Origin of the sequence: Mycolicibacterium psychrotolerans, from assembly GCF_010729305.1 — a bacterium.
GTDB classification, from domain to species: Bacteria; Actinomycetota; Actinomycetes; order Mycobacteriales; family Mycobacteriaceae; genus Mycobacterium; species Mycobacterium psychrotolerans.
Genome location: NZ_AP022574.1, coordinates 2571924 through 2584290 on the forward strand (window position 1 = coordinate 2571924; position 12367 = coordinate 2584290).

Sequence of the window (12367 nt, forward strand, 5' to 3'; positions counted from 1 at the left end):
TATCAGTCGCTGGCAGGCAGCGGCTTGGCTTCCTTCAGGGTCAGGGGAACCGACCCGATCGACAGCGTGCCCTTGCCTGCCTTGGTGACGAGCACCTCGGCGCCACCGTCGTCGACGTAGCGCTTGCCCATCAGGTTGCCGTCGGCGAGCCCCTCGTCGAGCGACAGGCCGCTGTCGACGCTGTCGCCGACAGGGACCATCGGTGCGCCGCCGGCCCGCAAATCGTCGAGGCTGTCGGCATTGCGCACCACGATGACCTGGGTGTCACAGACCTGGCTCTGCAGGCGGCTGCCGTTCTTGATCATGCGGACTCCTTCGATGCGGCGTTCACTACGGCGTTCAATTCGTCGACCAGTTCCCGTCGCAGCACCTTGCCGGTGGCGTTGGTGGGCAGTTCGTCCCGGAACACCACCCGGTCGGGAGTGCGGGATCCGCGCAACTGCGCGCGGACATGGGCGCGCAGGTCCTCGCTGTCGGGCTCGGTGCCCTGATGGGCGACGACCACAGCGACGATGATCTGACCCCATTCGGGATCATCGGCGCCGACGACAGCGCAGTCGCGGACATGCGGATGCTCGACGAGAACGTCCTCGATCTCGGCGGGCGCGATGTTCTCACCGCCGCGGATGATGGTGTCGTCGGAGCGGCCGCCGATGAACAGGTATCCCTCGCCGTCGAGGTAGGCGACGTCCCTGGTCGGGAACCAGCCGTTCTCGTCGAGGACGGAACCGATGTCGGTGTATTTACCCGACACCTGCTCACCGCGCACGAACAGTTCCCCGGGTTCGTCGGGGCCGACCACGGTCCCGTCGTCTGCGCGGATCTCGACCTCGATGCCGGGCACGGGCCGGCCCACCGATCCGAGCCGGCGAATGGCCGTCTCGTCGCCGGCGGCGAGTGCGGCGCGGTGGTCGTCTGGAGTGAGCACGGCGATGGTGGAACTGGTCTCGGTCAGACCGTAGGCGTTGACGAAGCCGACCGCGGGCAACAGCGCGAGCGCCTTGCGCACCAACGGCAACGGCACTTTCGAGCCGCCGTAGGCCAGCGTGCGCAGCGTGGGCAGCGTGACGGCTCGTGCCGCGAGGACCGAGACGATGCGGTCGAGCATCGTGGGCACCACCGTGGCCGACGTCACCCCCTCGTCGATCACCAGCCGCACCCATTCCTCGGCGTCGAAGTGTCTGAGATACACCATCTTCCGGCCCGCGTACAGGTTCGACAGGGCCGCGCCCACCCCGGCGATGTGGTAGGGCGGCACACAGATCAACGCGGCGTCTCCCGGTTCCGCGGAGGCGAATTCGACGGTGCCGGTGATGTAACTGGTCAGGTTGTTGTGGGTGAGTTCGACGGCCTTCGGCGTGGACGTGGTGCCCGAGGTGAACAGGACGACCGCGACGGCATCGGGATCGGCGAACACCGGAACGTCCGGGCCGGGCTCCGTTTCGCCTGCCGCGGAACGGAATTCGGCGGATCCCAGCACGCGGTACCCGTCGCCGACGGCCGTCCGGTACTCGTCGTCCACGACGACGAGCGGGTCGGGCAGGCGATCGAGAAGCGCGCGCAGGCCGTCGGCGGAGAGCCGGTAGTTCAGCGGCGTGACCGGTATCGCGGCGCGGGCCGAGGCGAACAGCAGAAGGGGGAGCATCGCGCCGCCCGTGCCGACATAAGCGACGTGCCGGGCGCCGGAGGAGGCGATCACCTGCGCGCCGCCGTCGGCCAGCGCGCTCAATTCGCCGGTGGTGAACCGGGTGTCGTCGTCGACCACCGCCGTCCGATCGGGATCGGCCGACGCGGCCATTTCCAGCAGCAGGGAGATACTCATGACTTGTCCAGGAAGATATCCCACATGGGGTCGTCCCCGCCGCCGTACGTCGAGAGATCCGTGAGGCCTGCGGCGGTGAGCACGTCGGCATCGATGAACGTCCGGCCGTTCACCTCGGCGGCGGGCCTGGCGAGGATCGCCACCGCGGCGTCGCCCATGATGTCCGGGCTGCGTGAGGCGTCGACGAGGTCGTCGCCCCCGGGGAGGTTGGCCACCGCAGAGGTCGCGATGTAGGTCTGCGGCCACAGGCAACTGAAGCCGATGCCCGCCCCGTCGCGTTCGCCGCGGAACTCCTCGGCCCACCCCAGCGACAGCAGCGTCATGCCGTACTTGGACAGCGTGTAGGACGGGTGCGCACCGAGCCAGTGCGGGTTCATGTTCAGCGGCGGCGCCAGCGTGAGCACGTGAGGGTTGTCCGACTTGCGCAGATGCGGCAGCGCCGCCTGGGTGAGCAGGAAGGTGCCGCGGACGTTGATGTCCATCATCAGGTCGAACTTCTTGGCCGAGAGCGCCTCGGTCGGCTCGGTGGCGATCGCGCTCGCGTTGTTCACGACGATGTCGATGCCGCCGAAGTGCGCGACGGCGGTGTCCACGACGCGCGAGACGTCGTCCTCGCGGCGGACGTCGCCGACCACCGCCACGGCCTTGCCTCCAGCGGCCTCGACCTCGGCGACCGCGGTGTGCACGGTGCCCGGTAGGCGGGGGTGTGGGTCCGCAGTCTTGGCCAGCAGCACCACGTTGGCCCCGCGGCGTGCCGCGCCCAGCGCGATGGCCAGGCCGATCCCGCGACTGCCTCCCGACACCACCATGGTGCGGTCAGTGAACAGCGACTCGGTCGATTCGTCGGACATCGCGCCTCCTCACCGGCACCGGATAGTGCCGTTCTCATTTTATGCGAACCACGTAATCGCTGTGTAGCGGGGCTTCGGATGCGTAATCGGGCCGTCGACACCCACCGCTGCGTGCATCTTTGCCTCAGACGGTATTGGCATTCTCATTTTTTGCAAGTACGTTATCCACTGATGAGCGACCCAGTACAGACACCCTCCGGGCTGCCGCTGGAGCCCGTGTACGGACCGGCCGACCGGGCCGGCGATCCGCCGCCGCCGGGCACGTATCCGTTCACCCGCGGCAACTTCGCGTCGGGCTATCGCGGCAAGACGTGGACATTCCGGCAGTACTCCGGCTTCGGCACGGCCGAGGAGTCCAACCGGCGGTACCGGTACCTGCTCGACCAGGGAGGCACCGGACTGTCCGTGGCGCTCGACCTGCCCACCCAGTGCGGCTACGACTCCGACGACCCCGAGTACGGCGAGGAAGTCGGCCGGGTCGGCGTGGCCGTGGACACGCTCGCCGACGCCGAGATCCTGTTCGAGGACATCCCGCTGGACGCCATCAGCACCAGCTTCACGATCAACGGCACCGCAGCGATCCTGCTGGCGTTCTACGTGGCCGCGGCCGAGAAGAAGGGCGTGCCGCGTGAGAAGCTCACCGGCACCATCCAGAACGACATCCTCAAGGAGTACGCGTCCCGCGGCACCTGGATCTGGCCGCCCGAACCGTCGCTGCGGTTGATCGCCGACACGATCGAATTCTGCGCCGACGAGGTACCGAGATTCAACGCGATCTCGGTGGCCGGCGCGCACTTCCGCGACGCGGGCGCCAACGCCGTCCAGGAGATGGCGTTCACGCTGGCCGACGGCGTCACCTACTGCGACACCGTGGTCGAGCGCGGCCGGATGACGATCGACAAGTTCGCGCCGCAGATCTCGTTCTTCTTCTACACCCACGGCGACTTCTTCGAGGAGATCGCGAAGTACCGGGCGGGCCGGCGGCGCTGGGCGACGCTGGTGCGGGAGCGCTACGGTGCCACCACCGACAAGGCGTCGATGTTCCGCTTCGGCTGCGTGGCCGGTGGTGCGTCGCTGTACGCGCCCCAGGCGCAGAACAATCTGGTCCGCGTCGCCTACGAGGCGATGGCCGCGGTGCTCGGCGGTGTGCAGTCGATGTTCACCGCGGCGTGGGACGAGCCGTTCGCGCTGCCCAGTGAGGAATCCGCGACGCTCGCGCTGCGGACCCAGCAGATCCTGGCGTACGAAACCGGTGTCACCAAAGTCGCCGATCCGCTGGGCGGTTCGTATTTCGTGGAGGCGCTCACCGATGCCACCGAGGAGAAGATCGTCGAGATCATGCGCGATCTCGAGGCGCACGGCGGCATGGTGCGCTGCATCGAGGACGGCTATCTGCAGGGTTTGATCGCCGACGAGGCCTACACGATCCACCAGGAGGTCGAATCGGGCGTCCGTCCCGTCGTCGGCGTGAACAGGTTCGTGACCGACGAGCCGCCGCCTGAGATCGCGACCTACGAACTCGACGCCGAGGGAAGGGATCTGCAGCTCAAGCGGCTCGTGAAGGTCAAGGCCGATCGCGATGCCGTCGGGGTCCGGCACGCCCTGGCGGCGCTCGCGAAATCGGCGGAAGGCACGGACAATCTCATGCACACGCTGATCGACTGCGCCAACGCCTACTGCACGGTCGGCGAGATCGTGTCGACGCTGAAGTCGGTGTGGGGCGAGTTCGTCCAGCCGGTGGTGTTCTGATGACCACCCGGGTGCTCGTCGCCAAGCCCGGTCTGGACGGCCACGATCGCGGCGCGAAGATCGTCGCGCGCACGTTGCGCGACGCGGGTTTCGAGGTGATCTACACCGGCATCCGCCAGCGGATCGAGGACATCGTGTCGATCGCACTGCAGGAAGACGTTGCGCTGGTGGGTCTTTCCATTCTCTCCGGTGCCCACGTCGCTTTGACCCAACGCACCGTCGACGCCCTGCGGGCGGCCGACGCGGGCGACATCGCCGTCGTCGTCGGCGGCACCATCCCGCAGGGCGACGTGCAGAAACTGCTCGACGCGGGAGCGGCCGCGGTCTTCCCGACGGGGACCCCGCTCGAGGATCTGGTGCGCGACGTGCGTGAACTGACCAAGGAAACCGCCGAGCAGTGAACGAGCGGACGGCGAGTGTGCGCTCAGGGCGATTCCGGGACCGTTCCGTCGCCCAGGACGCACATTCGGCGACGGAAGGGACGTGCAGATGAGACTCGGCGTGATGATCGGGGCTGAGCGCGGGGACATGGCGCGCAAGGTCGCGAAGCTGGTGTCCGACATCCAATGGGCGGAGTCCGCGGGCCTGGACACCGCATGGATGCCCCAGGTGCCCAACGACTTCGACTGCCTGACCATGGTCGCGCTGATGGCCGCCCACACGACGCGGATCGAACTCGGCACCGCTGTCGTGCCGCTGCAGGCCCAGCATCCCGTCGCGCTTGCCCGCCAAGCGCTTTCGGTGCATGCGATGGCTTCCGGACGGCTCGCGCTCGGAGTGGGCCCGTCGCACCACTGGATCGTGCGCGACATGCTGGGCCTGCCCTACGACAAGCCCGCGGCCTATACCCGCGACTATCTCGAGGTGCTCGACGCCGCACTCGCCGGTCCCGGCGACGTCGACGTCGAGAACGCGTCGTTCACCGTGCACAACCCGACGGCGCTGGCCGCCGACACCCCGCTTCCGGTGCTGGTGGCCGCGCTCGGACCGGTCATGCTGCAGATCGCCGGTGAGCGGGCCGACGGCACCGTGCTGTGGATGGCCGACGAGAAGGCGATCGGCGAGCACATCGCACCGAAGATCACCAAGGCCGCCGCCGACGCCGGGCGGCCCGCACCGCGCATCGTGGCCGGAATCCCGGTGTGTCTGTGCGCCAACAGCGAGATCGACGCGGCCAAGGAGCGCGCGAACCGCATCCTGGCCGAGGCCGAGACGTCGCCGAACTATCAGCGGCTGCTGGACCGCGGCGACGCGCGCACCGTCGGCGACCTCTGCGCTGCCGGCGACATGGAGCAGATCCTGCGACGATTCCGCATGTTCGCCGACGCCGGCGTCACCGATCTGTCGGTGCGACTGCTGCCCATCGGCGACACCCGGGACGAACTGGTGGCGTCGAAGTACCGCACCCGCGACGTGATCGCAGAGCTCGCCAAGGCCGTGCAGTGAGTAGTGGAGGCCCGCTGGCCGGCATCCGCGTCCTGGAGGTCGGTGTCATGCTGGCGGGTCCGTACGCCACGATGATGCTCGCCGATCTCGGCGCCGAGGTGATCAAGATCGAGCCGCCGGGCGGTGAGATCTCACGCCAGGTCAGCGACAGCTACTTCGCGAGCCTGAACCGCAACAAGCAGAGTGTCTGCCTGGATCTGCGGTCCATCGAGGGCAGGCAGCGGCTCGGCGAGCTGGTCGCGGATTCCCATGCGCTGCTGGTCAACATGAAGCCGTCGGCGATCCGGCGGCTGGGCCTGACCTATGAGTCGCTGCGACAGTACAACGAGGGCATCGTGTGCGTGGCGCTGACGGGCTACGGGCTCGACGGCGGGGATGACCCGGCGTTCGACTACGTGATCCAGGCGTCGACGGGGGTGGCGGCGATGACCGGTGATCCGGAGGGGCCGCCGACGCTGCCCGGGTATTCGTCGGCCGACAATTCGACAGGACTCACCGCGGCACTCGGTCTGCTGGCGCAAATCGTGTCCGGCCGCGGGGGACAGGTCGACGTGTCGCTGCGCGACGTCATGCTCTCGCAGCTGAACTACCGCGCCGCCGCGCACCTCAACGACGGCGTCGCGCCGCACCGGCACCCGTACGGTGCACACTCGTATTACGTTCCGGCGCAGCTTTTTCCGACCGCCGACGGGTATCTCGCGCTGTTCATCACCCACGACGCGTTCTGGGCGGCCTTCGCCGCCGAGGCAGGCATCACGGGCTTTCCGACCATGGCCGAGCGTGCGTCTCGGCGCGAAGAGGTCCTCGAGGTGGTCGGCGCCGTGCTCGCGACGGACACCGCCGTGCATTGGGAGGCCAGGCTACGGCCGCTGGGCATCCCGGTGTCAGCGGTGCGGTCGCTGCCCGAGGCGTTGGCCGCGACCCCCGAGGCTTTGGTCACCGCGGGCGATTTCCGGTTGGTGGGCACCCCCATCCGGATCGCGAACCACCATCCCGAGTACCGTCCGCCGCCCCGCCTCGACGAACACGCTCAGACCACTCACTCGTCGTAGGTGACCGTCACGTCGAGGGTGTCGGGAACCGCCTGGCAGGTCAGCACGTATCCCTCCTCGACCTCGTCCTCGGTCAGCGCGTCGTTGACCCGCATCGTGGCCCGGCCGGTCTTCAGCAGCGCCATGCACGTACCGCAGTTGCCCGCCTCGCAGGAGAAGGGCGGCCCCATGCCGGCGCGGCGGGCGCTGTCGAGCAATGTCTCACCGGGCCTGGTGGGCACGGATGCGGTGCTTCCGTCCAGCTGGATGGTCACGGTGCCTCCGGTCCGGCCTGTTTCGGCGTCCACTCGACGTCCTGCTCCTTCGCCCGTCCGACATTGTCATTCTGATAATAGGAGAATACTATTCTCCTCGACAACCGGTGTTCCTCTCAGCACCATCCACGAGGAGGGCGTGCGCGACGTGAGTGAGCCGATGGCGCTCGCCTTCGGGGAACGGCAGTACAGGCTCGCCGACCTCGACGCCCTGGCCGCGGCGATGGCCGCCGAACTCCGCGGGCGTGGAGTGGGTCCGTCGTCGCGGGTCGCCGTGATGTCGTCGAACCGGCCGGAATTCGTTGTCGCGCTGCGGGCGATCCGGCGCCTGGGGTCGGCGGCGGTGCTGCTCAGTCCCGCGTGGAAGCAGGCGGAGGTCGGCCACGCGCTTTCGCTGACCCGGCCGGCGTACGCCGTGGGCGACCAGCCGGTGCTCGCCGAGGCGATGCCGATGCTTCATCTGGATGAGCCGCTCCGCTCGGCGTCGTGCCCACCGGAGGCAACCGACCCCGGGGCGGACGCGGTCCTGGTGTTCAGCTCGGGCACGACCGGGATGCCCAAAGCCGTTCGGCACACGCATGCCTCGCTGGCCGCCGCGGTCCGGCACTGGCGCGGCGCGCTGCGGCTCACCCCGGCGGACCGTCTGCAGGTGATGACGCCCCCGTCCCACATCCTCGGCCTCCTCAACATCGTGACAGCGCTGGACAGCGGGGCGTGGATCCGGCTGCATCCGCGCTTCGACATCGACACGATGCTGCGCCACATCGATGCCGACCGCATCACCATCGACATGGCGGTCGCCCCCATCGCGCTGGCGCTGGCCGCGCACCCCGGTCTGGAAGCCCATGACCTGTCGTCACTGCGGTACCTCATGTGGTGCGCCACGCCGGTCACCACCAGCGTGGCCCAGGCCGTCACCGAGCGCACCGGGGTCGCCTGGGTCACCGCCTACGGAGCCAGCGAACTGCCCGTCATCACCTGCAACGATCTGCCCGCGGCTCGCCTGGACACCGTGGGCCGTGCGGTCGACGGCGTGCACGTTCGGGTCGTCGACCCCGAGACCGGGACGCCGCTCGGCGCCGGCGCCGACGGGGAGATCCAGGTGCGCTCGGAGGCCGCGATGGCGGGCTATCTCCCGGAAAGCTCAACAGCAGAGGCGTTTTCGGAAGGGTGGTATCGCACCGGCGACATCGGCAACCTCGACGCCGACGGTCATCTGCGCATCACCGACCGCGCCCGCGAGATGATCAAGGTGCGCGGCTTCCAGGTCGCGCCCGCCGAGATCGAAGCGGTGCTGCACGGCCATGCCGCCGTCGAGGATTGCGCTGTGTTCGGTGTTCCGGCCCCTGACGGGGAGGCGATCGTCGCCGCCGTGACGGTGAGCAGGACCGTGGATCCCGACGCGTTGATCGCGGTCGTCGCCGATCGGCTGGCGTCCTACAAGCGGCCCAGCCGGGTGCTGATCGTCGACGAGATCCCGCGCCTGCCGTCGGGCAAGGTGTTGCGCCGAGTGCTACGGGAGCGGGAGATGGGCGCGTGTGCGAAGAGCGGAGGAAGCTGTGGACGTCCGTCTGACCAGTGAACAGGAGCAGCTGCGCGATGCGGCCGCCGAGTTGGCGGCCGAGCTGGGACCCGGGTCGGTGGCCGGCCTCGAGGACGAGGTGCGCCTCGCACGGCTGGAGAAGGCACTGGACGCGACCGGCTTTCGCGCGCTGCGCTCCGACGGTGCGTCCGCCGTGGAGGTCGCGATCGTGGCCGAGGAGTTCGGCAGGCGGCTGGTCGACGTGCCGTTCCTGGGGCCGGTGCTCACCGACGACCTTCAGCGCAGGCTGGGGCGGACGGTCGCGATGAGCGATGCGCCGCCGCAGTCGGTGGATCTGACCGGCAGCCTGGTCGGCGTCGTCGAGTCACCGCCGGAACTGAGCGAGCTGTCCGAGGAGGAGTCGGGCCGCTGGTATGCCCTCGCGCTCGCGACGAGCGCCGCGGACATCCTCGGTGCGGCCCGGGGCACGCACGCGCTGGCGACCGAGTACGCCAAGGTGCGGGAGCAGTACGGCTCGGCGATCGGTTCCTATCAGGCGGTGGCGCATCTGCTCGCCGAAGGTCTGGCGCTGATCGAAGGGTCGATCAGCGTCGTGCGCCACGCCGCCTGGGCCGTCGACGAACTCCCGGTGGCCGAAGCGATCGACGCCGCGCGGATCGCCAAGATCTACTGCGCGCGGGCCGCGATGACTGTGTGCGAGACGTCGATTCAGGTGCACGGCGGGATCGGCAACACCTGGGAATGCCTGGCCCATGTCTATCTGCGCCGGGTCCTGGCCGCCACCGAGGTGTGGCCCGCCAAGCTGGAGGAGCTGACCATTGGACTTTCGTGATTCCGCCGACGAAGCCGCGTTCCGGCAGCGCCTGCGGTCCTGGCTGATCGAGCAGGAGGGCAGGTTCCCGACGTCGGGCGACGCGTACTGGGCCAGGGCAGGGGAGTGGCACCAGGCACTGTTCGATGCGGGCTTCTTCGGCACGTCGTGGCCGAAGGCGTACGGCGGTCATGACCTGCCGCCGGTCTACGACGTGATCGTCGACGAGGAGATCGCCAAGGCCGGTGCGCCGGCCCGGCCGAGTCTGGGCTACCTCGTCGTCGGCCTGAGTCACCATGGCAGCGAGGATCTTCGGCGACGCTTCCTGCCCGGCATGATCAACGGCACCGAACGGTGGTGCCAGGGTTTCTCCGAACCGGGTGCGGGATCCGATCTCGCCTCGCTGACGACCACGGCCGTTCGGGACGACTCCGGTTACGTGATCCACGGACACAAGATCTGGACGAGCTACTCCGACGTCGCCGACTGGTGCCTGCTGCTCGCGCGCACCGACAAGACCGTGCCCAAACACAAGGGCATCTCGGCGTTCATCGTGAACATGCACCAGTCCGGCATCGAGCAACGTCCGTTGAAGATGATCAGCGGCGTGACCCGAGAGTTCGGTCAGGTGAGCTTCGACGGCGCCCGGGTGCCCGCCGAGAACATGGTCGGCGCGCCCGGCGAGGGATGGAAGCTGGCCATGACGGTGGTCAGCCATGAGCGGGAGCCCTCGACCCTGGGGTTCTCCGCACGGTACGGAAAGACGGTGCGCCAGATGGCTTCCCGGGTCGACGGCTCGCCGAACGCCGAGCTGCTGTGGGCGTGGGTCCAGACCGAGATGCTGCGACTGCACGTGCGCAGACGGCTCTCCGAGCAGCTCGACGGCCTGACCCACGGTCCTGCGGGGTCGCTGGACAAGCTGCTGATGACCTGGGTGGAGCAGTCCGTCGGCCACGCCGCGCTGCACACCGTCGGCACCGGCGACGAGGAGCTGTTCGGCGCCTACATGTACAGCCGCGCCCAGAGCGTGATGGGCGGCACGTCGCAGATCCAGAAGAACATCATCGCGCAACGCATCCTCGGACTGGGGGCCTAGATGTACGACATGCCAGAAGAGATCGACGTCCGCGCCGAAGGTGGGCTGCGCATCATCACGCTCAACCGGCCCGACGAGCTCAATGCGGTCAACGACGCGCTGCACGTCGGCCTGGCCCGGATCTGGGAGGCGCTCAACGAAGACGCCGAGGTTCGGGCCGCGGTCATCACCGGTGCCGGCCGGGCGTTCTCGGCCGGCGGCGACTTCCACTATCTCGACGAGCTGCGCCGCGATGAAGCGTTGCGGCGCAAGACGATCAAGCACGGCCGCGATCTGGTGATCGGCATGGTGCGCTGCCGGGTGCCGGTGATCGCCGCGGTCAACGGTCCGGCCGTCGGTCTGGGCTGCAGTCTGGCCGCGCTGTCCGACATCGTCTACATGGCCGAGACCGCGCATTTCTCCGATCCGCACGTGCAGATCGGTCTGGTCGCCGCCGACGGCGGGCCGCTGGTGTGGGGGTCGCAGATCAGCCTGTTGCAGGCCAAGGAGTTCGCGTTGACGGGCGTGCGGATCAAGGCCCCGCGCGCGCTCGAGCTGGGGTTGGCGAATCACGTTGTCGCCGACCCTGTCTCCGAGGCGATCACGTGCGCGAAGAAGGTCATGGAGCTGCCCCAGCAGGCGGTCGAGGCCACCAAGCGGCTGATGAACATCCAGCTGGAGCGCTCGGTGATGGCGTCGCTCGACTACGCCAACCTCGCCGAGTACGTGTCGTTCGGCACGCCTGAGTTCAACACGATCGTCGACGGCCTGATCGCCAAGGATTAGGGCTTGCTGCGCCCCGAACGGCTGAGCCGCCACTCCGGCGGGAAGTTCAGATCGTTGTCTTTGACCACGTTGTTGAGCCCTTTCTCGAAGGTGCCCTCGGTGAGGTCGACGTCGCCCTGCTGATCGTTCTGGATGAGCGGGAGCATGCCCTCGACCATGCCGGTGAGCAGGCTGCCGAAGTACTCGCCCTTGTGCTGCTTGTAGAGCTCCAGGAAGGTCTTCTGCACCGCGACGGTGTCGGTGGGGCGCGACCTCGAGCAGGCCAGCGCGTACTTGTGGGTCTCGGCTTCCAGCGCATCGCGGGGCACGACGCTGTTGAGGAAGCCGCAGTCGTCCATCTCCTTGGCCGTGAAAGGCCGTCCGGTGAACAGCATCTCGGAGAACTTGCGCAGCCCCATGGTCTCGGCCCACCACCACAGCCGCGGGCCCCAGCCCACGTACCGGAATGCCGGGTGGCCGAACAGCGCGTCGTCGGAGGAGACCACCAGGTCCGCGTCACCGGCCTGGTAGAAGTGCCAGCCGTAGCAATACCCCTTGGCCTCGACGATGCTGATCTTGCGCAGTTCCTGCAGCGGCCGGTTGCCGGCTGGTGCCTTGGCGTAGAAGTCGGTCACGGTCGACAGGTAGCGGTACGAGCCGGCGGGCGGATATCTGACGTCGTCGTCGTTGATCGCGACCTCGTGCAGCAGCGGCATGCCGGGGTTCTCCAGCATGTCCCGCTGTTCGGGCAGATCGCCGCCGCTGCCGAAGTCCTCACCCTCACCGCGGATGACGACCACCTTGACGTCGTCGTCCACATTGCACTTGTGGATCAGGTCGGCGTAGAGCTGCCGCATGCCCAGCGTGGTCGAGTTCTGCGCCTCGGGGCGGTCGAAGGTGATCGTCGCGATCCGGTTCGCGGTGTCCTTCTCGAAGCGGATGTACTGCTCGGCGTCCTTCTTCATCTCTTCGTAGTCGTGGTCCGGCACTGCGCCTCCT

13 protein-coding genes are annotated in these 12367 nt (G+C 68.4%); 8 read left to right on the plus strand and 5 right to left on the minus strand.

All coding sequences use genetic code 11. The features are described 5' to 3' along the window. Window positions 1–2: 2 nt before the first annotated feature. The 3 genes from G6N45_RS12745 to G6N45_RS12755 are packed head-to-tail and all read right to left on the minus strand — an operon-like array spanning window position 3 to window position 2673. Window positions 3–305: a hypothetical protein gene (locus G6N45_RS12745; RefSeq protein WP_163722652.1), complete on the minus strand. Its 303-nt coding sequence runs from the start codon at window positions 303–305 to the stop codon at window positions 3–5. Next, a complete protein-coding gene (locus tag G6N45_RS12750) occupies window positions 302–1822 on the minus strand; it encodes a class I adenylate-forming enzyme family protein (protein WP_163722653.1) in 1521 nt (506 codons plus the stop codon). The genes G6N45_RS12745 and G6N45_RS12750 overlap by 4 nt, the downstream gene beginning before the upstream one ends. Next, complete coding sequence (locus G6N45_RS12755) at window positions 1819–2673, minus strand: SDR family oxidoreductase (protein WP_163722654.1); 855 nt, start codon at window positions 2671–2673, stop codon at window positions 1819–1821. Before G6N45_RS12755 ends, G6N45_RS12750 begins: the two co-directional genes overlap by 4 nt. A gap of 171 nt (window positions 2674–2844) precedes the next feature. Between G6N45_RS12755 and G6N45_RS12760 the strand changes: the two genes are divergently transcribed. From G6N45_RS12760 to G6N45_RS12775, 4 genes are all read left to right on the plus strand, one after another. Continuing rightward, window positions 2845–4422: a methylmalonyl-CoA mutase family protein gene (locus G6N45_RS12760; protein WP_163722655.1), complete on the plus strand. Its 1578-nt coding sequence runs from the start codon at window positions 2845–2847 to the stop codon at window positions 4420–4422. Next, window positions 4422–4823, plus strand: coding sequence for a cobalamin B12-binding domain-containing protein (locus G6N45_RS12765; RefSeq protein WP_057147804.1), 402 nt, complete (start codon window positions 4422–4424; stop codon window positions 4821–4823). The genes G6N45_RS12760 and G6N45_RS12765 overlap by 1 nt, the downstream gene beginning before the upstream one ends. Before the next feature lie 88 nt (window positions 4824–4911). Further along, window positions 4912–5868 (plus strand): LLM class F420-dependent oxidoreductase, encoded by a 957-nt coding sequence (locus G6N45_RS12770; protein WP_163722656.1) that lies wholly within the window; start codon window positions 4912–4914, stop codon window positions 5866–5868. Beyond that, entirely contained in the window at window positions 5865–6920 is a 1056-nt protein-coding gene (locus G6N45_RS12775) for a CaiB/BaiF CoA transferase family protein (protein WP_163722657.1), read from the plus strand. Before G6N45_RS12770 ends, G6N45_RS12775 begins: the two co-directional genes overlap by 4 nt. Here G6N45_RS12775 and G6N45_RS12780 read toward each other — a convergent pair. Further along, window positions 6908–7174 (minus strand): 2Fe-2S iron-sulfur cluster-binding protein, encoded by a 267-nt coding sequence (locus G6N45_RS12780; RefSeq protein WP_235570299.1) that lies wholly within the window; start codon window positions 7172–7174, stop codon window positions 6908–6910. The two genes, G6N45_RS12775 and G6N45_RS12780, sit on opposite strands and share 13 nt — an antisense overlap. A gap of 148 nt (window positions 7175–7322) precedes the next feature. Here G6N45_RS12780 and G6N45_RS12785 point away from each other — a divergent pair, with 148 nt between their 5' ends. From G6N45_RS12785 to G6N45_RS12800, 4 genes are read left to right on the plus strand one after another with little or no spacing between them, the layout of a single operon-like run. After that, window positions 7323–8756: a class I adenylate-forming enzyme family protein gene (locus tag G6N45_RS12785; protein WP_163722658.1), complete on the plus strand. Its 1434-nt coding sequence runs from the start codon at window positions 7323–7325 to the stop codon at window positions 8754–8756. Continuing rightward, window positions 8734–9549: an acyl-CoA dehydrogenase family protein gene (locus G6N45_RS12790; protein WP_163722659.1), complete on the plus strand. Its 816-nt coding sequence runs from the start codon at window positions 8734–8736 to the stop codon at window positions 9547–9549. The genes G6N45_RS12785 and G6N45_RS12790 overlap by 23 nt, the downstream gene beginning before the upstream one ends. Beyond that, window positions 9536–10624, plus strand: coding sequence for an acyl-CoA dehydrogenase family protein (locus G6N45_RS12795; protein ID WP_163722660.1), 1089 nt, complete (start codon window positions 9536–9538; stop codon window positions 10622–10624). Before G6N45_RS12790 ends, G6N45_RS12795 begins: the two co-directional genes overlap by 14 nt. After that, window positions 10625–11389 carry an enoyl-CoA hydratase/isomerase family protein gene (locus tag G6N45_RS12800; protein WP_163722661.1) on the plus strand — a complete coding sequence of 255 codons (765 nt, stop codon included), beginning with the start codon at window positions 10625–10627 and terminating at the stop codon, window positions 11387–11389. It begins immediately after the preceding gene. On the opposite strand, the gene G6N45_RS12805 is transcribed toward G6N45_RS12800, so the two are convergent. Continuing rightward, a complete protein-coding gene (locus G6N45_RS12805; RefSeq protein WP_163722662.1) occupies window positions 11386–12357 on the minus strand; it encodes an enoyl-CoA hydratase/isomerase family protein in 972 nt (323 codons plus the stop codon). The genes G6N45_RS12800 and G6N45_RS12805 overlap by 4 nt on opposite strands. Between the last annotated feature and the right edge of the window lie 10 nt (window positions 12358–12367).